The organism is Nocardia sp. NPDC058244 (genome assembly GCF_042882065.1).
GTDB lineage: Bacteria > Actinomycetota > Actinomycetes > Mycobacteriales > Mycobacteriaceae > Nocardia.
Window position 1 is genome coordinate 31,349 of record NZ_JBHVWX010000001.1, and the last position, 23,766, is coordinate 55,114.

18 protein-coding genes are annotated in these 23,766 nt (G+C 67.7%); 9 read left to right on the forward strand and 9 right to left on the reverse strand.

Annotation, left to right across the window (positions count from 1 at the left end; translation table 11 throughout):
• Window positions 1–37: 37 nt before the first annotated feature.
• From gyrA to dnaA, 6 genes are all read right to left on the reverse strand, one after another.
• Window positions 38–2,548 carry a DNA gyrase subunit A gene (gene gyrA, locus ACFVW6_RS00175; RefSeq protein WP_378824537.1) on the reverse strand — a complete coding sequence of 837 codons (2,511 nt, stop codon included), beginning with the start codon at window positions 2,546–2,548 and terminating at the stop codon, window positions 38–40.
• 59 nt (window positions 2,549–2,607) lie between these two features.
• On the reverse strand, window positions 2,608–4,641 hold the full coding sequence (gene gyrB, locus ACFVW6_RS00180; protein ID WP_365009340.1) for a DNA topoisomerase (ATP-hydrolyzing) subunit B: 2,034 nt from the start codon (window positions 4,639–4,641) through the stop codon (window positions 2,608–2,610).
• A 372-nt stretch (window positions 4,642–5,013) separates the two neighbouring features.
• A complete protein-coding gene (locus tag ACFVW6_RS00185) occupies window positions 5,014–5,550 on the reverse strand; it encodes a DUF721 family protein (protein WP_355275348.1) in 537 nt (178 codons plus the stop codon).
• A gap of 139 nt (window positions 5,551–5,689) precedes the next feature.
• On the reverse strand, window positions 5,690–6,886 hold the full coding sequence (gene recF, locus ACFVW6_RS00190) for a DNA replication/repair protein RecF (protein ID WP_378824534.1): 1,197 nt from the start codon (window positions 6,884–6,886) through the stop codon (window positions 5,690–5,692).
• Window positions 6,887–6,910: 24 nt separating this feature from the next.
• Window positions 6,911–8,086 carry a DNA polymerase III subunit beta gene (gene dnaN / locus ACFVW6_RS00195; protein ID WP_355275345.1) on the reverse strand — a complete coding sequence of 392 codons (1,176 nt, stop codon included), beginning with the start codon at window positions 8,084–8,086 and terminating at the stop codon, window positions 6,911–6,913.
• 783 nt (window positions 8,087–8,869) lie between these two features.
• Window positions 8,870–11,089 (reverse strand): chromosomal replication initiator protein DnaA, encoded by a 2,220-nt coding sequence (gene dnaA, locus ACFVW6_RS00200; RefSeq protein WP_355275343.1) that lies wholly within the window; start codon window positions 11,087–11,089, stop codon window positions 8,870–8,872.
• A gap of 653 nt (window positions 11,090–11,742) precedes the next feature.
• Here dnaA and rpmH point away from each other — a divergent pair.
• The 9 genes from rpmH to ACFVW6_RS00245 all read left to right on the forward strand — a co-directional run bounded on the left by rpmH (window position 11,743) and on the right by ACFVW6_RS00245 (window position 20,965).
• Window positions 11,743–11,886: a 50S ribosomal protein L34 gene (gene rpmH, locus ACFVW6_RS00205; protein ID WP_005516618.1), complete on the forward strand. Its 144-nt coding sequence runs from the start codon at window positions 11,743–11,745 to the stop codon at window positions 11,884–11,886.
• Window positions 11,887–11,908: 22 nt separating this feature from the next.
• Window positions 11,909–12,328 carry a ribonuclease P protein component gene (rnpA, locus tag ACFVW6_RS00210; protein WP_378824529.1) on the forward strand — a complete coding sequence of 140 codons (420 nt, stop codon included), beginning with the start codon at window positions 11,909–11,911 and terminating at the stop codon, window positions 12,326–12,328.
• Window positions 12,325–12,624 (forward strand): membrane protein insertion efficiency factor YidD, encoded by a 300-nt coding sequence (gene yidD / locus ACFVW6_RS00215; protein ID WP_355275339.1) that lies wholly within the window; start codon window positions 12,325–12,327, stop codon window positions 12,622–12,624. The genes rnpA and yidD overlap by 4 nt, the downstream gene beginning before the upstream one ends.
• Before the next feature lie 4 nt (window positions 12,625–12,628).
• Window positions 12,629–13,705 carry a membrane protein insertase YidC gene (yidC, locus tag ACFVW6_RS00220; RefSeq protein ID WP_355275337.1) on the forward strand — a complete coding sequence of 359 codons (1,077 nt, stop codon included), beginning with the start codon at window positions 12,629–12,631 and terminating at the stop codon, window positions 13,703–13,705.
• Between the two features lie 24 nt (window positions 13,706–13,729).
• Window positions 13,730–14,263 (forward strand): protein jag, encoded by a 534-nt coding sequence (locus ACFVW6_RS00225; RefSeq protein WP_218722267.1) that lies wholly within the window; start codon window positions 13,730–13,732, stop codon window positions 14,261–14,263.
• A gap of 98 nt (window positions 14,264–14,361) precedes the next feature.
• Window positions 14,362–15,102: a 16S rRNA (guanine(527)-N(7))-methyltransferase RsmG gene (rsmG, locus tag ACFVW6_RS00230; RefSeq protein WP_378824525.1), complete on the forward strand. Its 741-nt coding sequence runs from the start codon at window positions 14,362–14,364 to the stop codon at window positions 15,100–15,102.
• Window positions 15,103–18,122: 3,020 nt separating this feature from the next.
• A complete protein-coding gene (locus ACFVW6_RS00235; protein ID WP_378824523.1) occupies window positions 18,123–19,064 on the forward strand; it encodes a ParA family protein in 942 nt (313 codons plus the stop codon).
• A gap of 34 nt (window positions 19,065–19,098) precedes the next feature.
• Window positions 19,099–20,133, forward strand: coding sequence for a ParB/RepB/Spo0J family partition protein (locus ACFVW6_RS00240; RefSeq protein ID WP_378824521.1), 1,035 nt, complete (start codon window positions 19,099–19,101; stop codon window positions 20,131–20,133).
• A gap of 106 nt (window positions 20,134–20,239) precedes the next feature.
• A complete protein-coding gene (locus ACFVW6_RS00245; RefSeq protein WP_378825663.1) occupies window positions 20,240–20,965 on the forward strand; it encodes a GNAT family N-acetyltransferase in 726 nt (241 codons plus the stop codon).
• Window positions 20,966–21,026: 61 nt separating this feature from the next.
• On the opposite strand, the gene ACFVW6_RS00250 is transcribed toward ACFVW6_RS00245, so the two are convergent.
• The 3 genes from ACFVW6_RS00250 to trxB form a co-directional block, all read right to left on the reverse strand.
• Window positions 21,027–22,220, reverse strand: coding sequence for an N-acetylmuramoyl-L-alanine amidase (locus tag ACFVW6_RS00250; protein WP_355275328.1), 1,194 nt, complete (start codon window positions 22,218–22,220; stop codon window positions 21,027–21,029).
• Between the two features lie 130 nt (window positions 22,221–22,350).
• Window positions 22,351–22,683, reverse strand: coding sequence for a thioredoxin (gene trxA / locus ACFVW6_RS00255; protein ID WP_019050115.1), 333 nt, complete (start codon window positions 22,681–22,683; stop codon window positions 22,351–22,353).
• 41 nt (window positions 22,684–22,724) lie between these two features.
• Entirely contained in the window at window positions 22,725–23,711 is a 987-nt protein-coding gene (gene trxB, locus ACFVW6_RS00260) for a thioredoxin-disulfide reductase (protein WP_355275326.1), read from the reverse strand.
• Window positions 23,712–23,766: the final 55 nt, after the last annotated feature.

Here is a 23,766-nt window from a genome sequence, read left to right on the forward strand (position 1 = left end):
GAATCCTCAGATCCGTTCGTTGCCGCCGCTGTTTGGGTTATTGCTCCGAAGCCGCGTCGCCGGTGAGCTGATCGGGATCGGGCTCGTCGGCGTTGCGCGCGATCGCTAGCAAGGTATCGCCATCCGCGAGGTTCATCAATCGCACGCCCTTGGTCTGGCGTCCAGCTTTCCGAACTTGCTTGGCTGCGGTGCGGATGACGCCACCACTGGAAGTGATCGCGTACAACTCGTCCTCGTCGTCGACGATGAGCGCACCGACCAGGCTGCCACGTTTCGGGTCGTACTGAATTGTCAATACGCCTTTTCCGCCACGACCCTGCGCGGTGTACTCCTCGATCGCCGTACGTTTCGCATACCCACCCGCGGTCGCCACCAAAAGGTAGGTCTCCTCGCGGACCACATTGAGCGAGAGCAATTCGTCGTCGGCGTTGAAACGCATGCCCTGCACACCGGAGGTGGCGCGGCCCATCGGACGCAGCGCCTCGTCGGTGGCGGAGAACCGGATCGACTGGCCGTGCGCCGAGACCAGCAGCAGGTCGTCGTCGGCCGAGCACAGCACGGCGCCGACCAGCTCGTCGTCGTCGCGCAGATTCACCGCGACGATGCCGCCGGACCGGTTGGAGTCGAAATCGGTGAGTTTGGACTTCTTCACCAGGCCCGCGCGAGTCGCCAGCACCAGGTACGGCGCGTCCTCGTAGGTCTTGAGCTGGATGATCTGGGCGATCTTCTCGTCCGGCTGGAACGCCAGCAGGTTCGCCACGTGCTGACCACGCGCGGTCCGGTTGGCCTCGGGCAGCTCGTAGGCCTTGGCCCGGTAGACCCGGCCCTTGTTGGTGAAGAACAGCAGCCAGTCGTGGGTGGACGACACGAAGAAGTGCTTGACGATGTCGTCCTGCTTGAGGCCTGCGCCCTGCACGCCCTTGCCGCCGCGCTTCTGCGAGCGGTACAGGTCGGTCTTGGTGCGCTTGGCGTAGCCGGTCTCGGTGATCGTGACGACCACGTCCTCGCGGGCGATCAGATCCTCGTCGGCGACGTCACCGTCGTTGGCGATGATCCTGGTCCGGCGGTCGTCGCCGTACTTCTCGACGATCTCGGCCAGCTCGTCGCGCACGATCGCGCGCTGCCGCTCCGGCTTCTCCAGGATGTCCTTGTAGTCGGCGATCTCGAGCTCGATCTTGGCCAGATCGTCGATGATCCGCTGCCGCTCCAGGGCGGACAGGCGGCGCAGCTGCATGTCCAGGATCGCGGTGGCCTGGATGTCGTCGATCTCGAGCAGCTGCATCAGGCCGGTGCGCGCGGTGTCGGTGTTGGCCGAGCGGCGGATCAGCGCGATGACCTCGTCGAGCAGGTCGAGCGCCTTGACCAGGCCGCGCAGGATGTGGGCCCGTTCCTCGGCCTTGCGCAGCAGGTAGCGGGTGCGCCGGACGATGACTTCCAACTGATGATCGACGTAGTACCGGATCATCTGATCCAGGCGCAGCGTGCGCGGCACGCCGTCGACGATCGAGAGCATGTTCGCGCCGAAGCTGGTCTGCAGCTGGGTGTGCTTGTACAGGTTGTTCAGCACGACCTTGGCGACCGCGTCGCGCTTGACCGTCACCACGATGCGCATGCCGACGCGGTCGGAGGACTCGTCGTGGATATCGGAGATACCCGCGATCTTGCCGTCCTTGACCTGCTCGGCGATCGAGTTGATGAAGTTGTCGGTGTTGACCTGGTACGGCAGCTCGGTGATGACGATCTGGGTCTGCCCGCGGCTGCCCTCCTCGATCTCCACCACACCGCGCATGCGGATCGAACCGCGGCCGGTGGTGTAGGCGTCGTGGATGCCCTGGCCGCCGACGATCAGGCCGGAGGTCGGGAAGTCCGGGCCCTTGACCCGTTCCATGCACGCGGCGAGGGTGGTCTCCTCGTCGGCGTCGTAGTTCTCCAGCGCCCAGTAGATGGCCTCGGCCAGCTCGTTGAGGTTGTGCGGCGGGATGTTGGTCGCCATGCCGACCGCGATGCCGTTGCTGCCGTTCATCAGCAGGGCGGGCACGCGCGCGGGCAGCACGGTCGGCTCCTGCGAGCGACCGTCGTAGTTGGGGACGAAATCGACGGTCTCGCTGTCGATGTCGCGCAGCATCTCCATCGCGAGCGGCGTCAGGCGGCACTCGGTGTAGCGCATGGCGGCCGCGCCGTCGTTGCCGCGGGAACCGAAGTTGCCCTGGCCGTCGACCAGCGGGTAGCGCAGCGACCAGGGCTGCGCCATGCGCACGAGGGTGTCGTAGATCGACGCGTCACCGTGCGGGTGGTAGTTACCCATGGTCTCGGCGACCGGACGGGCCGACTTCACGTAGCCGCGATCGGGACGGTAGCCGTTGTCGTACATCGCGTAGAGCACGCGCCGGTGCACCGGCTTGAGGCCGTCGCGCACATCGGGCAGCGCGCGGCCCACGATCACGCTCATCGCGTAATCGATGTAGCTGCTCTGCATCTCGTTCTGGATGTCGACCGGTTCGATCCGGTCGCCCGCACCACCGGAGGGCGGCAGCGTGGTCTCAGTCATCAAATCTCCTTCGAGGGCCTGACATGCTTCACGGGCGCGCGCTTACGGCGCAGCACCGGTTACACGTCCAGGAAGCGGACGTCCTTGGCATTGCGGGTGATGAAGCTGCGACGTGCCTCCACGTCTTCGCCCATGAGCACGGAGAACAGCTCGTCGGCCGCGGCCGCGTCGTCGAGCGTCACCTGACGAAGCACCCGCACCGACGGATCCATGGTGGTTTCCCACAGCTCCTTGGCGTTCATCTCGCCCAGACCCTTGTAGCGCTGGACGCCGTCGTCCTTGTTGATCTTCTTGCCCGCGGCCAGACCGGCCTCGAGCAGCGCGTCGCGCTCGCGGTCGGAGTACGCGAACTCCGGCTCGGTGCGCATCCACTTGAGCTTGTACAGCGGCGGCTGGGCCAGGAACACGTGACCGTGCTCGACCAGCGGGCGCATGAACCGGAACAGCAGCGTGAGCAGCAGGGTCGCGATGTGCTGGCCGTCGACGTCGGCGTCGGCCATCAGGATGATCTTGTTGTAGCGCAGCTTCGCGATGTCGAACTCGTCGTGGATGCCGGTGCCGAACGCGGTGATGATCGACTGGACCTCGTTGTTCTTGAGGACGCGGTCGATGCGGGCCTTCTCGACGTTGATGATCTTGCCGCGCAGCGGCAGGATCGCCTGGTACATCGAGTCGCGGCCGGACTTGGCCGAGCCGCCGGCGGAGTCACCCTCGACGATGTAGATCTCGCACTTGCTCGGATCCTTGGAGCGGCAGTCGGCCAGCTTGCCGGGCAGGCCGCCCAGGTCGGTGGCGGACTTGCGGCGCACCAGCTCACGCGCCTTGCGCGCGGCCACGCGGGCCTGCGCCGAGGACACCGCCTTCTGCACGATGGTCTTCGCGTCGGCCGGGTTGGCCTCGAACCAGTGCGTCAGGTGCTCGTTGCAGGCACGCTGCACGAACGACTTGACCTCGGTGTTGCCCAGCTTGGTCTTGGTCTGGCCCTCGAACTGCGGCTCGCCGACCTTGACGCTCACGATGGCGGCCAGGCCCTCGCGGATGTCGTCACCGGTGAGGTTGCCGTCCTTCTCCTTGAGGAGCTTCTTCTCCTTGGCGTACTTGTTGACCACCGTGGTCAGCGCCGCGCGGAAGCCCTCTTCGTGGGTGCCGCCCTCGTGGGTGTTGATCGTGTTGGCGAAGGTGTGGACCGACTCGGAGTAGCCCGAGTTCCACTGCATCGCGACCTCGAGCTCGTGGCCGGTGCCCTTGCCGGTGAAGCCGACCACGGAGTTGTGGATGGCCTGCTTGGTGCGGTTGATGTGGCGGACGAAGTCCACCAGGCCGCCCGGGTAGTGGTAGGTCCGGGTCTTGACCTTGTGCTCGACCGGCTTGTCGGCGCCTTCCTCGGCATGCTTGGGCGCCTCGGCGGTATCGCTGACGACCTCGTCGATGACGTCGGACTCGCTGACCCGCTGATCGGTCAGCGTGATGGTCAGGCCCTTGTTCAGGAAGGCCATCTCCTGCAGGCGGCGCGCGACCGTCTCGAAGTTGTAGGTGGTGGTCTCGAAGATCTCCGGGTCGGCCCAGAAGCGGATCGTCGTACCGGTGCGCTTGGTCGGCTCGCCCTGGATCAGCTTGCCCGGCTTCGCGTCCTTGTAGGTCTGCGCCCAGTGGTAGCCGTCGGTGTCGATCTCGGCTTCCAGCTTGCTCGACAGCGCGTTGACCACCGAGATGCCGACACCGTGCAGACCGCCGGAGACGGCGTAGGAGTCGGAGTCGAACTTGCCGCCCGCGTGTAGCTGCGTCATGACGACCTCGACGGTCGGAATGCCCTGCGCGTGCATGGCGGTGGGGATGCCGCGGCCGTCGTCGATGACCTCGACGCCGCCGTCCTCCAGCAGGGTCACGTCGACCCGGGTCGCGTAGCCGGCCATCGCCTCGTCGACCGAGTTGTCCACAACCTCCCAGATGAGGTGGTGGAGGCCGCGCTCACCGGTGGAACCGATGTACATGCCAGGGCGCTTGCGCACCGCTTCGAGGCCTTCGAGGACTGTGATGGAGGAGGCACCGTAGCCCTGCTTGTTGCCCGATGCGTTGGAGTCGTTGGCAGCCACTTCTCGGTAGCTCTCCTTACTTGCTGATCCCTGTCGCAGCGATCGGGCAGCACGCGGACTGCACAGCACGCGTCGAGGGTTCGCCGCTGGTTACGTCACCATCCTACTGGTAAGCCCAACTTACAGTGCACCTACGACACCCCTGACGCCGCCGTGAATGCAAGAAATCGGTCTACGGTGACAAGATTCCGCCTCCCGGAGATTTCCGCCCGGCAGAACTGGCGTGAGACTTGCGTTCGGTGGTTCCACGTGAAACGCGATCGCCCGGCTTCGCGGCCGTCCGGAGTTATCCACAGGTTTTGTCCACATGTACAAAACTCCGGGCCTGGGAGCGGCGCCGCCGCAAGGCAACTCACCCCGGTCACCGCTCGGCTATCCGTAGGTGTCGCGCGGACCGCGACCTTTGATGTGCCGTTCGCCCTTGCGCCAGCTCGGCGCCGCGGGACCGGTGATCCGCAACGAGGTGACCACGCCCTGCCCGACGGCGGCATTGATCTTGGCCAGGATCTGGCCCTGCAGCATGCGCAGCTGGGTGGCCCACGCGGTGGACTCGGCGGCGATCTTGAGCACACCGCCCTCCAGCGTCACCGGGGTGGCGTGCGCGGCGATGTCCTCGCCGACCACGCTCGGCCAGCGACCGAACACCATGCCCTCGGCCACCTTGCCCGACCAGCCACGACTCTTCGCGATCGAGCCGGTCAGCGCCGACAACAGCTGGGGATCACGCGGATCGGGACCAGCCCCGGACCAGCCGGTGCGCCTGCGGCCGCCCGCGCGCAGCTTGCGGACCGGGGACGCCCGGCCCTGGCCGACCGACTTACCGCTGGCCTTGGCCGCGGCCCTGGCCTCCTCCAGTGCGCGCCGGGCCAGGTCGATCCCGCGCAGCTCCGGTTCGGGCTCTTCGCTCACCTCGGTTCCGCCTTCCGGTGTCGATGCTGGCCGAGTGCGGACCGAGTCTACGCCGCGGCACCGACAGCACCGCCCGGGGCGATCCGGCATATGTCCAGCATGTTGCCGGTTTTCCACAGGATGCTGTTGATAACTATCGCTATCTGTGCATATCTTCGGATTGTTCGGCCACCTCGGTGACGATCCGCGAGGTGCGCCGGTCGGCTTCGCCGGTCGTTTGCACCCGCAGTGGTTCGGCGGCCAGCTCGGACGGCACGTCCTCGGCCACCGCGGCGGTGATGAGCACCTGCTCCGCGCCGGCGGCCACCTCGGCCAGCGCGGTCCGCCTGCGCCGATCCAGTTCGGCGAACACGTCGTCGAGCAGCAGCACCGGCTCGGTGCCCGCGCTGCGCAGCAGTTCGAACGAGGCCAGCCGCAGCGCCAGCGCGAACGACCAGGACTCGCCGTGACTGGCGAAGCCCTTGGCCGGCGCGCTGCCGAGCAGCAGATCCAGGTCGTCACGATGCGGGCCGACCAGGCACACACCGCGTTCGAGCTCACGGGTCCTGGCGGCGGCGAGCTCGCGCAGCACGATCTCGTGCAGCTGGGCCACATCGTCGGCCCCCGGCTCCCTGGCCGGGTCGAGCAATTCGGGCGGCAGGTAACCCGATCGGTAAGCGATTGCCGCGGGACGTGATTCGGGCGCGATCGACCGATAGGCCTGCGCCAGATACGGATACAGGTCGTGGACCAGGCGCAATCGCTGGGCCAGCAGCACCGACGCGTGTTCGGCCAGATGTCCGTCCCACACGTCGAGGGTGCTCAGGTCGGCGCGGGAACGCACATGGCGCCCAGCGGTTTTCAACAGGGCCGAGCGCTGGCGCAGCACCTTGTCGTAGTCCGCGCGCACGCCGGCCAGCCTGGGCAGGCGGGCTGTGCACAACTCGTCGAGGAACCGTCTGCGCTCCCCCGGGTCACCGCGCACCAGCGACAGGTCCTCCGGCGCGAACAGCACGGTCTGCAGGATCCCGAGGATCTCCCTGGACCGGCGCACCGGCGACCGGTTGATCTGGGCCCGGTTGGCGCTGCCCTGCTTGAGCTCAACATCGACGCGCAGTTCGCGGCCGGTATTGACCACGGTCGCCCCGATCCGCGCCTGCGTGGCCCCCATCCGTATCAGCGGGGCGTCGGCGGAGACCCGATGCGAGCCCAGCGTCGCCAGGTAACCGATCGCCTCGAGCAGGTTGGTCTTGCCATTGCCGTTCGCCCCCAGCAGCACCGTGCGCCCTGGGGACAACTCGAGCTCGGCGTGTTCCCACGACCGGAAATCACGGACCGACAGCGCACGAATGAACATGCCGGGTTACGCGGGCGGGCCGGCTCAGCCGGGCAGCCGGACCGGCATCAGCAGGTAGATGTACTGGCTCTCCAGCGCCGCGAACGCACCGGACTCGAGCACCTTGGGCTCCTCGTCGGAGGCGGGCAGCAGCACGGCGGGACGGCTCGGGGTGGTGAAACCGAAGGTGACCCGGTCCGCGTGCAGCGCCGACAGACCTTCGGTCAGGTAGCCGGGGTTGAAGGCGATGGTCAGCGGCTCACCACGGAAGTCGGCCTCCAGCCATTCCTCGGCGCGGCCCGCGTCGTCCCCACCCGCCGACAGCAGCACGCCGTCGGTGGAGAACTCCAGCCGCACCTGGGCACCGCGCTCGGCCACCAGGGCGACGCGCTTGATCGCCTCGGACAGCGCCGCGACGGGCAGCGTGGCGATGGAGGTGTGCTCCTTGGGGAGCAACTGGCGGAACTTGGGGAATTCCGCGTCGAGCAGGCGGGTGGTGGTGCGCCTGCCCGCGTTGACGATGCCGAGCAGGCCGTCGGCCCCGCCGCCGGTGCCCAGCGAGAGCTGCACGGGCGCGTCGGTGGCGCCGAGGGTCTTGGCTGCCTCGGACAGCGTGCGCGCCGGGATGAGCACGGCGGTCTCGATGTCGGGGCGGGTGGGCTGCCACTGCAGGTGGCGCACGGCCAGGCGGAAGCGGTCGGTGGCGGCCAGCACCACGTCGTTGCCCTCGATCTCGACCCGGATGCCGGTGAGCATGGGGAGCGTGTCGTCGCGGCCCGCGGCGACGGCGACCTGGCCGACCGCCTCGGCGAACACATCCACACCGAGCTCACCGGTCTGCTGCGGTACCTCGGGCAGCTGGGGATAGTCCTCGACCGGCATGGTCGGCAGGGAGAACTTGGCACTACCGCAGGCGATGAGCACGCGCGTGCCGTCGACGGAGACATCGACCGGCTTGTTGGACAGAGCCTTGGTGATGTCGGCGAGCAGCCGGCCGGAGACCAGCACCTGGCCGGGACCGGCGACCTCGGCGGCCACCCGCATCTGCGCGGAGACCTCGTAGTCGAAGCCGGAGACGGTCAGGCCGTTCTCGTCGGCGACCAGCAGCACACCGCCGAGAACAGGCACGGGAGGACGGGAGGGGAGGCTGCGCGCCACCCAGGCCACCGACTCGGCGAAATCCTCTCGGGCGACCCGAAACTTCATGCTCGCAAGCTCCATCGCCCGATTTGTCCTCTCCGAGTTTCGAATCCGTGTGCGGGGTGTTCAGCGGAGTTGAGGTGCTGCGTCGGCCGCGCACTGAGTCTCGCACAACAAGCCGACAACCAAACGGTACCCGGGCATCGCGGGAAGTCCGCATCGACCCTCCCAGCCGATCGCGCCCTCCCTACCCGTCCCCTCTCCTCCTTGCCGCTTGTGAGTGGAGCACCGACCGAGCCGAGCCTCCCCGACCGACTTTCCACACACCCTGTTTTGAAGAGATCTCTTCAAGAAAGAGAACTGAAGTAGTAGTAGGCACTGTGGAATCTGTGGACTTCGACCGAATCCGCAGGTCAGAGCGCACGTCGGGATGGGGATGGCCGTGGGGTGTCTCGAGGATGAACCGAGGGCGTCTGTGGACTCCCGAAGTTGTCCCATTTCCATCCTCGAGTAGTCCTCGAGTTGTTCCACCGGATTCACCCTGTTGTTCACACGCGGGGGCAGGGTGGTGGCAACCAGGTGGATTCCTCGAGGACTCCACACGGATTCCTCGAGGAATCCACAGGGCCGATCCGCCGACGTCGCAGGTCGGAGGGACCGTGGAGGTGTGAGTGAATCCGGCTGTGGACGATGTGGACAACTTCCTGTGAGTGAACACCCCCAGCTCGCTCCCCAGCCCCTGTGCGCCAACCGGTGCACTACTCGAGGATTCCTCGAGGACTCCACAGGGATTCCTCGAGGAATCCACAGGGCAAAAAAGAACACCGCCCCAGGTCAGGGCGGTGTTCGAGGGTGTGGATGAAATCAGCGCGAGCGCTGTTTGATCCGGGCTGTGAGTTCTTGCACCTGGTCGTAGACGCGGCGGCGCTCGGTCATCTCCTTGCGCACTTTCTTCTCCGCGTACATCACCGTCGTGTGGTCGCGACCGAACGCCTGCCCGATCTTGGGCAGCGACAGATCGGTGAGCTCGCGGCACAGGTACATCGCGATCTGGCGGGCCTGCGCGAGCGGCCTTGCCTTGCCGGGCCCGGTCAGTTCCTCCAGCGTCGTATTGAAGTACTCAGCGGTGACGGCCATGATCGTCGCCGCGTTGATCTCCAGCGCCGCGGTGTCGGGCATGAGATCGCGCAGCACGACCTCGGCCAGCGAGAGATCCAGCGGCTGGCCGTTGAGCGAGGCGAAGGCCGTCACCCGGATCAGCGCGCCCTCGAGCTCACGGATGTTGCGCTCCACCCGGCTGGCGATCAGCTCGAGTACGTCGTGCGGCACATCGAGCCGGTCCATCCGCGCCTTCTTGCGGAGGATCGCGATGCGGGTCTCCAGTTCGGGCGGCTGCACGTCGGTGATCAGGCCCCACTCGAAGCGGGTCCGCAGCCGCTCCTCCAGCGTCGCCAGCTGCTTGGGCGGGCGGTCGGAGGAGACGACGATCTGCTTGTTCGCGTTGTGCAGGGTGTTGAAGGTGTGGAAGAACTCCTCCTGGATGCCTTCCTTGCCCTCGATGAACTGGATGTCGTCGACCAGCAGGATGTCGGTCTCGCGGTAGCGCCGCTTGAACGCGACCTTGCGGTCGTCGCGCAGGCTGTTGATGAAGTCGTTGGTGAACTCCTCGGTGGAGACGTACTTCACCCGCATGCCGGGGAACAGCCGTTGCGCGTAGTGCCCGGCCGCGTGCAGCAGATGCGTCTTGCCCAGACCCGAGGCACCCCACACGAACAGCGGGTTGTAGGCCCGCGCCGGCGCTTCCGCGATGGCGACCGCGGCGGCGTGCGCGAACCGGTTCGACGCGCCGATGACGAACGTCTCGAACGTGTACTTGGCGTTCAGGCTCGCCGAGGACGACGCCTGCGGCGGGGCCTCGGGCGACTTGTTGAAGTAGGTCGGCCAGTTGTTGCGGGCGTCGACCACCGGCTCGTCGTCGGCGGGCTCGGCACCGGGCGTCCCCGGGCGCAGCGGTTCCGGCGCGACCTCGGCGGGGGCTTCCTCGGCCCGCGCGGCGATCGGCTCCTCCGGCTGCGGACCACGGCTCCGGCTCGGCGCGCGCTGCGGCGGCGGGTCCGGGGTGAACAGCGACTCCTGGCCCGGCGGGATGTGCTCACGCCGGGTCGGACCGGACTGCTCCCGCCGCGCGGGCGGCGCGGACTCGGCCTGCCGCTGCTCGGGACGGCCGCCGGGAAACTCCCCGCGTCCGCCGAACTCGCCGTTGGCGAAGTCGGGCACCCGATAGACCGCGGTCGGTTCGAAATCGGTGCCGGGGAACTCGGGGCGCTCGGGCTGGAACTCCGGGGCCTGGCCGTACTCCGGTGTCGGCGCGTAGTCCGCCTGCTGCGGGTACTCGGGCTGCTGCTGGTAGTCCGGCTGCGCGGAGTACTCCGGTTCGGGCTGCCGGTACTCCGGCTCGGCCTGATACTCGCGATGACCGGCGTAATCGGGGCGCTCGCCGCCGTACTCACCCGGCTGCGCGGGGTACTCGCGGCCGCCGTAGCTGTTGCCGTACTCCCCGGTGGGCGGATACTCCTGCCCGCCCGGATAGTCGCCGCCGTACTCGCCGTTGCCCGCGGGGTACTCGCCCGCGCCGTAGCGGGGGCGGCCGTACTCACCACGCGCGGCGTAGTCGGGAACACTGAAATCGGGGCCGGGGTAGCCGGTCGGCGGGCGCACCTGCTCGCGCGGGCGCTCCGGTCGGCTGGTCATCCTGGCGTGCCGGGGCGAGCTGCCCGCCCGCTCCCCCGCGGCCGGGCTCGGCGCGGCGATGCGCACACCCAATCCCTCGACCTGCGGACCGAGCCGGCGACCCAGCGAGCGCAGGATCGGCTCGCGCAGATCACGCTCGATCGCCTCCTGCGCCAGCGAGGACGGAACCGACAGCAACGCGAAGCCTTGGGCGACGGTGAGCGGTTTGACCAGCTTCAGCCAGGCCTGCTGCGCGCGACTGACCGCGGGGATGGCGCCGTCGGCCGAGCCGGTGGTGAGCTCGGCAACCACCTCTGGCCATACTGTGGCCAGCACATTCTGCTCGTCGTCCATACAGCGTCCTCCCCGGACCGGTTTGTTGGGGCCCACGGCCGGGCGCACGCAGGTAACCACCTGTGAACAGGTGGAATCCAGTGATCCTGCGTACAACCGAAGCCGGTTCGAACGCCGTGCGGTCCCAGAATCCGGACTGCGGCGCGGGCACCGTCGGCCCTACGAATATGCCACTCCGGCCGTCTTTCCACACAATTATCCACAGATGTGGACAAACCTGGGGATAGAGGGAATCTGCCAGCGTGTGGCAGTGAATGGGGCTGGACCTGCGGTTCTTCAGCAATCCCCCGGCTACAGAGGTTAGCGGTAGCCGCCGCAGAAGGCCAGAGGTGTGGACGAACTCACGAAAAGTCGGCCGATGCGTCAGTGCTCCCCGGGCGTGTCGCCCCAGGTCGGCCCAGCTCGAGGTGCCGCGCCGGGGTCCGGTAATCTGGACATCGTGCCTGGCGCACGTGCTTTGGGGGCCGAGTTTGACCCTGCGTAGCGGTATCAGTACCCTCGTACAGTCACCCCTTGGCGCGGTGGCGGCTGTGTGCTGCACGTCGATCGCCAAGGCTTTCTGCGTGTAGACCGCGGTCCGCTGCGCAGACATCCGAATCATTGAACAGACTTCGGGCGCCGAACGGTGCCCACCAACTCGAGGAGTGTTGACCGTGGCCAAGGGCAAGCGGACGTTCCAGCCGAACAACCGTCGTCGGGCGCGCGTGCACGGCTTCCGCCTCCGGATGCGCACCCGTGCGGGTCGCGCCATCGTTTCGGCGCGTCGCCGTAAGGGCCGTGCCGAACTGACTGCCTGATCGCGCGTAGTCGGACGCTCGGGTGTTGCCTGAGCCGTATCGGTTGCACCACCGTGCCGAATTCTCCCGCACGGTGCGCCGCGGTCAGCGAATCGGGAGGCGAGATCTCGTCGTACACGCGTTCACGCACACGTACGACGATGTCGCCGACGTCGATTCCCTGATCCGGGTAGGCGGTCCGCGGTTCGGGCTGATTGTGAGCAAGGCGGTGGGTAACGCGGTGGTTCGCCACCGGGTGGCCCGCCGCCTGCGTCATATGTGCGGCCAGATCGTCGACGAACTGCCGGCCGGTACCGATGTCGTGATCCGGGCGCTGCCCGGTGCGGCCACCGCCGACTCCGCCGAGTTGCTGCGCCAGCTGCGCACCGGACTACGCAAGCTCGGTTTGCGTAGTGCACCGGAGCCCGCGCTCGGTCGCACCCCGGCCGGTGAGCGGCGATGAGGACCCTCACCCGGCTACCCGCGAACACGCTGATCTTCCTGATCGAGCTGTACCGGACCTATGTCTCCCCCACCCGGATGCCGATCTGCCGGTTCACTCCCACCTGCAGTGAATACGCGGTGACCGCCCTGCGCACGCGCGGGCTGTTCGTCGGATCGGCACTGACGGTCGTGCGCCTCGCGAAATGCGCGCCCTGGCACCCTGGAGGGTGGGATCCCGTGCCAGAGCGCGGGTCGAATGCCTGCACAAAGTCATCGCCCGCGCTGATCGGCGATACGAACGACGGGAGTACCTAGAGCCGTGCTCGACATCATCTATTGGCCGGTATCCGCGATTCTGTGGTTCTGGCACAAAGCCTTCGGCTTCGTGTTCGGAGCCGACAGCGGGCTCGCCTGGAGCCTCGCCATCGTCTTCCTGGTCTTCACGCTGCGGCTCGTGCTCTACAAGCCGTTCGTGAAGCAGGTGCGCACCACCAAGCAGATGCAGGAGCTGCAGCCCCAGATCAAGGAGCTGCAGAAGAAGTACAAGAACGACCGCGAGACCATGGCGCGGGAGATGCAGAAGCTGCAGAAGGAACACGGCTTCAACCCGCTGATGGGCTGTCTGCCGGTGCTCGTGCAGGTGCCCGTGTTCCTCGGTCTCTTCCACGTGCTCCGTTCGTTCAACCGCACCGGCCACGGCTTCGGTCAGCTGGGGATGTCCGCGTACGACAACGCGCACACCCCGAACTACATCTTCTCCGCGGCCGACGTCCAGTCGTTCCTGAGCGCCCGCATCTTCGGTGCGCCGATCGCGTCGTTCATCACGATGCCGCAGAGCGAGCTGGAAGCCTTCGCCGAGTGGGGCGGTACCCCGACCAAGCTCACCATCGCCCTCGTCGCGATCCCGCTGATGGTGATCGCCGGTCTGGCGACGCACTTCAACGCCCGCGCCTCCGTCGAGCGCCAGACGCCGGAAGCCGCCGCGAACCCGCAGGCCGCCATCATGAACAAGCTGTCGCTGTGGGTCTTCCCGCTCGGCGTGCTCGTCGGTGGCCCCTTCCTGATGATCGGCATCCTGATCTACTGGGTGGCGAACAACATCTGGACCTACGGTCAGCAGCACCTGGTGTTCGGCCGCATGGAGAAGGAAGAGGAAGAGAAGAAGGCGAAGAAGCTGGAGCAGCGGGCGCAGAACGCACCGAAGCCCGGCGCCAAGCCGGTCGACGTCCGCAAGCGTCCGCAGGACGCCGCCGCCGACGAGTCGTCGACCAACGGCACCGCCTCGACCAACGGCACCGCCAAGCAGACCGCCAAGCAGGGTGGCGGCCAGCGCAGGCCGGGCGGCCAGAAGCGGCCGGGTAACCGCGGCCGCGCGAACCAGAAGCGTAAGCGCTGAGTGGCGATCGGATAGAGGAATCCAATGACTGTTGAGACCGAGACCGACGGAGGGGACGCCACTGTGGCGACGACTGTTGACGTCGTGAACGACGCCGAAGAAGCGTTGATCGAAGAGGGCGAGATCGCGGGCGACTACCTCGAGCAGCTGCTGGACGTGCTCGATTTCGACGGCGATATCGACCTCGATGTCGAGGGTGACCGCGCCGTCGTGAGCATCGATGGTGGCCGCGATCTGACCAAGCTCGTCGGACGCAACGGCGAAGTTCTCGACGCGCTGCAGGAGCTGACCCGCCTGGCGGTGCAGCAGGCGACCGGCGTCCGCAGCCGCCTGATGCTCGATGTGGCCGGCTGGCGCGCGCAGCGTCGCACCGATCTGAGCGAGCTCGGTGTCGCCGCGGCGAAGCGGGTGCTCGAGTCGGGCAAGCCCGAGGCGCTGTCGGCGATGACCCCGTTCGAGCGCAAGATCGTCCACGACGCCGTCGCCGATATCGACGGCGTGGCGAGCGAGAGCGAAGGTGTCGAGCCGAATCGTCATGTGGTGGTAGTGCCCGAGTAGGCTGATTCCGCCGCGACCACGTTTGGTGTGATAGGGCCTCCGGTCTCGGACCGGGGGCCTTATTCATGCCCTATTGCGATCGACCACCACTCGGAAGGATGTTTCACGTGGAACTCGAACTGGGTGCGCTGTCCGCCGAGCTGGAACCGCCCGCCGCTGCCGCGCGGGTGTTCGGCGACCGCCTGGACCTCGCCCGCCGCTACTGCGCGGCACTGGCCACCGCCGGCGTGGAGCGCGGCCTCATCGGCCCGCGCGAAGTCCCCCGCCTCTGGGAGCGCCACATCCTCAACTGCGCCGTGGTCGGCGAGCTGATCGAAGAGGGCGCGTCGGTCGTCGATGTCGGCAGCGGCGCCGGACTCCCCGGCATCCCCTTGGCCATCGCCCGGCCGGACCTCCGCATCACCCTCGTCGAGCCGCTGCTTCGGCGCACCGTGTTTCTGGGTGAGTTCACCGAAGAGGTCGGGCTCCAGAACGTCACCGTGGTTCGTGGACGCGCCGAGCAGTCCGGCGTCATCAAGGAAGCCGGCGGCGCGGACGTCGTCACCTCACGCGCGGTCGCGCCGCTCGCGAAGCTCGCGCACTGGTCCCTCCCCCTCCTCCGCGACCACGGTCGGATGCTCGCGCTCAAGGGCACGAGCGCTGCCGAGGAACTCGAGCGTGACGGTGCCGAACTGATCCGCGACGGTGCCACCGATCTCCGGGTGGTCGGATGCGGCGCCGGCATCGTGGAGGTGCCGACTCTGGTGATCAGTGCCGAACTGCTCCCCCGCGCCGAGCGCCCGACCCGTCGGGGTGGGCGAAAAGTCGCGGGTGCGGAGAAAAAGTCGCGGAAGCGGTAATTCACGTTTCGTAACGTGACGAAAATGGCTGAGGGTCGTTGCCTAGGGTCGAATCGGGTCGAAATTCGATGGTTGCGACGGCATGCCGCAAACCGCCCCCGCTGAACTGTTTCACGTGGAACGCGGCGGTGCGTGATTCTGGCGTTCGAGCCTAGGCCTTCGGCGGACCGTCATGGCATCTCGGCCAGCTCGGCGAGCCGGTCGGCCCGGGTAGTCATCCATCGGACTACTTCGGCCGGATCGTCTCAGTGATAGATCCGTTCACGCGACAAATCGCGCTCAAGGCTTCTTGGTACAGGTGGGCGTAGTTCGGCGACGCGGTCGGCTGAGTGGTGGCAATGACGCGCCGGCACGGACGGCTCAGCGCAGCTGGGTGTGGCGTGGCGACGCGGACGGCTCGATGTTGGCAATGGCGCGGCGCCGCAGACGGCTCGGCGCAGCGGGGCGGACAGCTCGGCGCAGCGGGGCCCGGCGGCGTGCGCGGCTCGGCTCGGTGGGGTGGACGGCTCGGCACAGCGGGGTGCGGCGGTAATCGATGCTCGGGATCGGATGGTGAATCGTCTCTCGGCCTAGCGGTCGGGTGCGGTCGCTCATCGATCCTCCCGTTTCCGGAGCAGACGGGGTGCGATCGGCCGACTGCAAGATCGCGGGAGTCCGTCGATCACGCGGCGCCCGTGAAGAACGTCGCGAAGCCGAGGGCGGCGAGCCGATCCGTGCGGTCCGTGAGCGACGGGCGAGATCAGCCGAGGGGAAGTTCATGAGGCGGCCGTCGATCGTGGGGTGACCATGATGCGCGTCGGCAAGGTCGAGGACGGTGATCTACTCCCCCGCCGCCCGGCAATGGTCGCCCTGGAAGTCGCCGCGGACGATCGCCGCCGACGGACCGCACGACTCGCGGTCGGCCACGCGGACTGTAGTTGATCGAGGAGTCGAGCAGTAGGTGGGCGCAGTCCCCAGCAGTGCGGTCAGCCGGTCGACCAGTCAGGTGGTGACGGCGCGCGGCTCGCCGCTCTGGCACGGACAGTTGGCTCACCGCTTCACCGTGGGCCGCTGGCTTGGTGCTCCGGCGTGGACGGGTGGCTCGCCGATCTGGCGCGGGCGGCTGGCTCGGCGTTCCGGCGCGGGCGGCTGGTTCGGCGTTCCGGCGTGGACGGGTGGTTCGGCGTTCCGGCGTGGACGGGTGGTTCGCGCTCTGGCCTGAACGGGTGGTTCGCGCTCTGGCGTGAACGGGTGGCTCGGCGTTCCGGCGCGGCGACAGGCCCGGCGCTCTGGCGTGGGCGGCTGGCTTGCCGCTTCGCCGTGGGCGGGTGGCTCGATGCTCTGGCGGGGATGGCTGACTCGTCGCTCAGCCGCGAACGGGAGGCTCGCCGCTTCGCCACTGTGACAGGCTCGGCGTTCCGGCGTGGGCGGCTGACTTGCCGTTCCGGCGTGGACGGCTGACTCGCCGTTCCGGCGTGGACGGCAGGCTCGCCGCTCTGGCGTGGACGGCAGGCTCGCCGCTCTGGCGTGAACGGCAGGCTCGCCGCTCTGGCGTGAACGGCAGGCTCGCCGCTCTGGCGTGAACGGCAGGCTCGCCGCTCTGGCGTGAACGGCAGGCTCGGCGCTCTGGCGTGAACGGGTGGCTTGCGCTCTGGCGTGAACGGGTGGCTGGCTTGCCGCTTCGCCGTGGGCGGCTGGCTCGCCGCTCCGGTGCGAACGGTTGGTTCGCCACTGCGGCATGGACGGCTGGCTCGCCACTCTGCCGTCGAGCAGTGCCGCGGTGGTGGCGGAGGAGAGTGCACGGGACCGGGGCCGGGAGGAAGGTCTGGACCGGCCGTCGCTGAACGGGTTTCCGCTCGGTGGCGGACGAGGCGGTCGAGGACGTCTCGTGGTGACATCCGGCGGTCGGTTCCGAGGACGTGGCTGGGATCATCCAGCACGGCCGTCTCGCAATGAGTCTCGCCGTGGTGGTCGGGTCCGCGAGCGGTGACGGTGTCGGTTCGGTCTGCGAGGGTGGTCACCGTGCGCGGCCTGTCTGAAGGCGGGCGGATCGTTCGGTATTCGGAAGACCGCATCGAGGTTTCAGGACTTGGCCTGTTCTGGTTGTCCGGTGGCGTCGACGTATTTCGGACGCGGATGCCAGCGCTGCGCAGAGCGTCGCCGACCTTGCCCACGGGGCACGGCGTGGATGCGGCTCGAAGTTTGGCGGCGGGGACCGTCGTCGGTTCCAGTGCGGTGGCCGGATATTCGAGCGTCTCGACGTGGTACGTGACGAGGCCGCTCCGCGTGATCTCGTGCTGCGATGCGGCTCGGTCAGGTGCCGGGAGATCAGCCACAACCGGCGGCGCTATCGTGCCGATCTCTCTGCGCCGGCTAGCAAGTGCCTCACGGCGGCCAGCGCCGAGGGGCTGCGGTGAGGTGCTCGCACACCGGCTGGGCGTCGTGCCACGCCGCTGACTCGGGAGTGGGGAATCCCGCCGCTGCGGGAGCGGGGAAAGTTGATGGTGCGGGAGCGGGGAAAGTCGGTGCCGTGGGAGCGAGGAATCCCGCCGCCGCGGAGAGGGGAAAGTCGGTGCCGCGGAGAGGGGGAAAGGCGGTGCCGCGGAGAGGGGGGAAAGTCGGTGCCGAGCCGCGGACCTGTACCCGGTGGTGATCACCGCGCGGACGGTTCGGACGGGCGCGCCCAGGGTCGCGTGGCGGGCTGGAAGGGCTGATCGGCCATCCGATTTCGGCCCACCACTCCCCCGTGTTTCCCGTGAAACATCGATCCGGAAACCGATTTGCGCGAACTTGGGTGTGTCCTTCTCGGCGTGCCGCGATTCAGCTTTCCTATCTGTCGCAGTGCTGGCAAGCTGTTCACAGTCGGGCGTGCGCGCCGGGAGCCACCGTGGCAGTGGCCGGACGCCGCCGATCTTGTTTGTGATGACACGGCGCCGACGCTCGGTCGGGAGAACGTGATCTGAAGTTTCTCGGGTTAGGAGCTGTCTATGTCGAGCGGTCCGGCGAATGTTTCACGGGAAACAGCGTCGCGGGTCCCGGGGATGCTGGATTCCAGCAACTTCGACGCGGAGACGTTCGGGAACACTCCTTTCGGGCACATCTCCCCGGCCGAGACCCCGATCGCGGCGGAAGCGCAACGCGCCAGCCAGATTCTGCATCCAGGAAAGGTCACTGTGCCGAAACCCCGCGAGCAACGGATCATCACCATCGCGAACCAGAAGGGCGGCGTGGGTAAGACCACGACGACGGTCAATCTCGCTGCGGCGCTAGCGCACCAGGGCATGACGGTTCTCGTCGTCGATCTCGATCCGCAGGGCAATGCGAGTACGGCGCTGGGCGTCGCGCATCACTCCGGGGTGCCGTCGAGCTACGAACTGCTCATCGGCGAGGTGTCGGTCAAGGACGCGATTCAGCAGAGCCCGCACGGCGAGCGGCTGCTGTGCATCCCGGCGACGATCGACCTCGCCGGCGCCGAGATCGAACTCGTCTCGATGGTCGCGCGCGAGGGACGATTGAAGACCGCCATCCACGAGGCTGCTCTCGCCGGATACGACATCGACTATGTCCTGATCGACTGCCCGCCCTCCCTCGGCCTGCTCACGGTGAACGCGCTCGTGGCGGCCAAGGAAGTGCTGATCCCGATTCAGTGCGAGTACTACGCACTGGAGGGCGTCGGTCAGCTGCTCCGCAATATCGGGCTGGTGCAGGCGCACCTCAACCCGGAACTCCACGTCTCGACCGTGCTGCTGACGATGTACGACGGCCGCACCAAGCTGGCCGACCAGGTGGCCGAGGAAGTGCGCAACCACTTCGGCGACGTCGTCCTCAAGTCGATGATCCCGCGCAGCGTGAAGGTCTCGGAGGCGCCGGGCTACGGAATGACCGTGCTCGATTATGATCCAGGCTCCCGCGGTGCGATGAGCTACCTGGACGCGGGGCGCGAGCTCGCCGCCCGCGCCCAACTGCGCCAGGACGCGTCGTAGTGGTGTGTTGGAACGAGGAAGGGATCGGTAGCCGATGAGTCAGGCGAAAAAGGGCGGTCTCGGGCGCGGCTTGGCCGCACTGATCCCGACGGGTCCGGCGGCGACGGCGCCGGGTCTCAGTAGTGCCGCGGCGAGCGTGATCGGGATCAATCCGATCGGCCCGCAGCCGGCCGAGGCGTTCCTGCATCGCGTCCCGGATGCCGAACCCGAACCGGAGGAGGAAGAGCTCGCCTCCCCCGGCGGCGCGGTCTACCGCGAGGTGCCCGCCGAGCAGATCGAGCCGAACCCCAAGCAGCCGCGTCAGGTCTTCGAGGAGGAGGCGCTGGCGGAGCTGGTGCACTCCATCCGCGAATTCGGGCTGATGCAGCCGATCGTGGTGCGGCGGCTCGAACCGGGCATCGACAAGTTCCAGTTGGTCATGGGCGAGCGCCGGTGGCGCGCGTGCCAGGAAGCCGGCCTCACGACGATCCCGGCGATCATCCGCGACACCGCCGACGGCTCGATGCTCCGCGACGCGCTGCTGGAGAACATCCACCGCGTGCAGCTGAACCCGCTCGAAGAGGCGGCCGCCTATCAGCAGCTGCTCGAGGAATTCGATGTCACCCACGAGGAATTGGCCTCGCGAATCGGTCGTTCGCGGCCGGTGGTGACGAATATGATCCGACTGCTGAAGCTGCCGATCCCCGTGCAGCGTCGGGTGGCGGCCGGGGTGCTCTCGGCCGGACATGCCAGGGCGCTGCTCGGCTTGGATGCCGGAGCCGACGCGCAGGAAGTGTTGGCGGCGCGGATCGTCGCCGAGGGATTGTCGGTCCGGGCCACCGAGGAAGCGGTGACGCTGGCGAACCGCAACCCTTCGGAGGTCGCTCCCCCGGCGCCGAAGCGTAAGCCGATCCACATGCCGGGCCTGCAAGAAGTGGCCGAGCGGCTGTCGGGCTCCTACGACACCCGGGTCACGGTCAGCCTCGGAAAGCGTAAAGGCAAGATCGTTGTCGAGTTCGGTTCCGTCGAAGACCTCGAGCGCATTGTGGCGCTGATGGAGCAGCAAATCGGTCCTGAAACGTCACTGTGACGGGGCACTCCCATTCTTTCTACATAATTGAAAGAGGCGGCATTACTGTGGATAGTGATGTGGCGTGAGCGTGGATGAATCCGAGAGCTGGAGGCTGAGCAGAGCGGTGTCGACCAGCGTCGCAGCATTGACTCTCGACAACCTCGATCAGTTACCCGCGCACACCCGGCGGTGTGTGTTCTGGGAGCTCGATCCAGCCGTCGCTGCCGACTCCCATGCTTTCAGCGATCCGGTCTTCGAGAAGGAGGCCTGGCTCTCGACCGTGATGCTCGAGTGGGGCTCGTGCGGTCAGCTGGCGCATGTCGACAACAACATCGCCGGCTGCGCGCTGTACTCGCCCCCGAGTGCGGTCCCCCGGTCGACCCTGTTCCCCACCTCCCCCGTGAGCCCGGACGCGGTCCTGCTGACCACGCTGCAGGCCGAATTCCCCTACGAGGAGGCCGATGTAGCCCACCGGCTGATTCAGGGCGTGGTGGCCGATCTGGTGCGCCGTGGCGTGCGCGCGATCGAGGCGTTCGGCATTCGCAACGGGCCATCGACCAGTTCGCTGGCCGACCGTGGGCTCGGCTCGTCCATGCGGCTGATGGAACGGATCGCGGCACCGCTGCGCGATCCGGCGGCGGCGACCCAGTGCACCCCCGAAACCTGCATGATCGACGCCGATTTCCTGGCCGACGTCGGTTTCGAGGTGGTGGCGCCGCATCATCGTTTCCCCCGCCTGCGGCTGGAGCTCGACTCCGACCACGGCTGGAAGGAAGACGTCGAGCGCGCCCTGGACCAGCTTCTCGCGGCGGCGTCGATGGTGCCGCCCACCCGCGTCGGCGTGCTCTGAGGCGGACAGACGACAACGGCCCTGCGGAAACCGCAGGGCCGTTGGTCGTTTCGGGGGTCTGTCAGACGCGCGGGGCTGGCACGTTGCCCGCGTCCGCGGCGGCCAGCTCTTCGGCGAGCAGCTCGGCGAAGGTGTAGGTGCCGGTGGGCTGGTCGTCCTGGCCGAGCAGGTACAGCCGCTTCACCGAGATGAGGATGGCTTCGGCGATCACGTCACGCATGCGCGGGTTGGTGAGCACCGAGGCGTCGTACTCGTTGGTGAGGTAGCCGAGGTCGACCTGCACGGTCGGCATCTTGGTGAGCCGCAGCAGGTCCCAGGTGCGCTGATGGGTCCGGCAGTCCTGCACCGAGGTGCGGGCGACGACCTCGCGCTGGATGAAGCCGGCCAGCACCTGGCCGATCATCGAGACCGAGCCGTGCGAGTTGCCGAAGTAGAAGCCGGCCACGCCCTTCGCGGACGGGTTGTCGCTGGTGGCGCAGCGCAGCGAGATCATCAGGTCGGCGTCGAAGGCGTTGGAGGTGTCGGCCCGTTCGACATCGGTGGGGTTGGCGCCCCACGGCCGGGACAGGAACGTCTCCATGCCGGTGGCGGCCATCCGGCCCTCGAGCCGCGAGGCCAGATCCCAGAGGATCTCCGACTCGAAGACGTCACCGAACTCGGTCGGCACCGCGAAACCCTTGTCGGCGCCGCCGAACCCGGGATCGATGACGATGCGCTTGCCGGTGAGCTGCGGACCCGCCCGGTGCACGACCTCTTCCTCGGCGATGCGATGCGGGTTGCCACCGGTGACGCGCGCGCCGAGCAGATCCAGCGAACGCAGTGTGTCGGGACCGCAGATGCCGTCGGCGGACAGGCCGATCTCGCGCTGGAAGGCGCTGAGACCGTCGTGGGTGTGCGGGCCGAAGTAGCCGTCGACCCGGTGCACGTAGAAGCCGAGGTCCTGCAGCTTGCGCTGCAGGGTCGCGACATCGTCACCGTAGAGCGGCGCGGACAGCTGGTAGATCAGTGTGCGGGCACCCAGGCGGTAGGAGGCTTCCTTCAGCGCGCGGTAGGTGGCCGGACCGACCACACCGTCGACGAGCAGACCGCGTTGCTGCTGGAACGCGCGCACCGCCGAGTCCAGCGGCCGGTCGAACTCCGCGTCGGTGTCCTTCCAGTAATCGCCGTGCTGGGGATGCAGGAAGCCCAGGCTTGCGAGGGTGCTCCGAACCTCTGCTACGGCTGGTCCTGAATCGCCGTGACGAAGTCGGTGCATGCTTGAGAGCCCTTTCCTTCGGCCGGAGCGTCGCCTCGATTGTCTCAGACCCGGGCCGTATTACGGGAATCCCGGGTCCAGGCATCCTACGGCGCGTCGGCCGGTAGGAGGTGCTTTATCAGACCGCTGGTCAGATGAGACCGTCGAGTTCGCGCAGCAGCGCCGCCTTGCCCTTGGCGCCGACGATCTGCTTCACCGGCTTGCCGCCCTGGAACAGGATCATCGTCGGGAGGGACAGGATCTGGTAATCGCGCGCCGCGCCGGGGTTGGCCTCGGTGTCGAGCTTGGCGATGGTCAGCTTGTCGGCGTGGGTGCCTGCGATCTCCTCCAGCACGGGGGCGACCATCTTGCACGGACCGCACCAGTCGGCCCAGAAGTCGACCAGCACCGGCTTCTCGCTGAGCAGAACGTCATCGGCGAAGGACTGGTCGGTGACGGTGATGGTGTTGGCGCTCTCGGCCATGGCTGTACTCCTTGCTGGGGTGGAACTCGAAGTGCTCGAAATCAGTTGGTGGACACCGCTGCCGGGCCGTCGGCGTTCTCGAGGGTGTTGGCGGTGATGTCACCCTGCTCGGCGAGCCAGCGCTCGGCGTCGATCGCGGCGCGGCAGCCGGTGCCAGCGGCGGTGATCGCCTGGCGGTAGGTGTGGTCGACCAGGTCGCCCGCGGCGAACACGCCTGCCACGTCGGTGGCGGTACCCGGATCGGTGACCTGCACGTAGCCCTCGCCGTCGAGCGCGACCTGGCCCTTGACCAGTTCGCTGCGCGGGTCGTGGCCGATGGCGACGAACAGGCCGGTCGCGGCGAGCTCGGACTCCTCGCCGGTGCGGGTGTCGCGCAGGGTCAGGCTGGTGACGCTCGTCTCGCCGTTGACCTTCACCACTTCGGCGTTGAGCCGGAACTTGATCTTCTCGTTGGCCTTCGCGCGCTCGAGCATGATCCGCGAGGCGCGGAACTCCTCGCGCCGGTGCACCACGGTGACGCTGGCCGCGAACTTGGTGAGGAAGGTCGCTTCCTCCATGGCCGAGTCGCCACCGCCGACCACCACGATGTCCTGGCCCTTGAAGAAGAAGCCGTCGCAGGTGGCGCAGGCGCTCACACCGCGGCCGAGCAGGTCCTGCTCACCCGGCACGTTCAGGTAGCGGGCGGCCGAGCCCATCGCGAGGATGATGGCGTAGGCCTCGAAGGTCTCGTCGCCGACGGTCACCTTCTTGATGGGGCCGGACAGGTCGATCGCGTCGACGTCCTCGGTGCGCAGGTCGGCGCCGAAACGCTTGGCCTGCTCACGCATCTGCTCCATCAGGTCGGGGCCCATGATGCCCTCGCGGAAGCCGGGGAAGTTCTCGACCTCGGTGGTGGTCATCAGGGCGCCACCGAACTGGGTGCCTTCGAAGACCAGCGGCTGCAGTTCCGCGCGGGCGGCGTAGACGGCTGCCGTGTAACCGGCGGGTCCTGAGCCGACGATGATCAGGTCGCGAACTGGCGTGCTCATGGGGCCCTTCCGAAAAGACAAGCTGGGGACGTGTCGGTCAACAACAGCCTAAACG

What these genes read in the sequence shown, in the direction of transcription:
- dnaA (WP_355275343.1), bottom strand. Translation starts at nt 11,089, where the DNA reads ATGGACGACGAGCAGAATGTGCTGGCCACAGTATGGCCAGAGGTGGTT.
- trxB (WP_355275326.1), bottom strand. Translation starts at nt 23,711, where the DNA reads ATGAGCACGCCAGTTCGCGACCTGATCATCGTCGGCTCAGGACCCGCC.
- ACFVW6_RS00225 (WP_218722267.1), top strand. Translation starts at nt 13,730, where the DNA reads ATGACTGTTGAGACCGAGACCGACGGAGGGGACGCCACTGTGGCGACG.
- ACFVW6_RS00240 (WP_378824521.1), top strand. Translation starts at nt 19,099, where the DNA reads ATGAGTCAGGCGAAAAAGGGCGGTCTCGGGCGCGGCTTGGCCGCACTG.
- dnaN (WP_355275345.1), bottom strand. Translation starts at nt 8,086, where the DNA reads ATGGAGCTTGCGAGCATGAAGTTTCGGGTCGCCCGAGAGGATTTCGCC.
- gyrA (WP_378824537.1), bottom strand. Translation starts at nt 2,548, where the DNA reads ATGACTGAGACCACGCTGCCGCCCTCCGGTGGTGCGGGCGACCGGATC.
- trxA (WP_019050115.1), bottom strand. Translation starts at nt 22,683, where the DNA reads ATGGCCGAGAGCGCCAACACCATCACCGTCACCGACCAGTCCTTCGCC.
- ACFVW6_RS00250 (WP_355275328.1), bottom strand. Translation starts at nt 22,220, where the DNA reads ATGCACCGACTTCGTCACGGCGATTCAGGACCAGCCGTAGCAGAGGTT.
- rsmG (WP_378824525.1), top strand. Translation starts at nt 14,362, where the DNA reads ATGTTTCACGTGGAACTCGAACTGGGTGCGCTGTCCGCCGAGCTGGAA.
- ACFVW6_RS00235 (WP_378824523.1), top strand. Translation starts at nt 18,123, where the DNA reads ATGCTGGATTCCAGCAACTTCGACGCGGAGACGTTCGGGAACACTCCT.
- yidD (WP_355275339.1), top strand. Translation starts at nt 12,325, where the DNA reads ATGAGGACCCTCACCCGGCTACCCGCGAACACGCTGATCTTCCTGATC.
- recF (WP_378824534.1), bottom strand. Translation starts at nt 6,886, where the DNA reads ATGTTCATTCGTGCGCTGTCGGTCCGTGATTTCCGGTCGTGGGAACAC.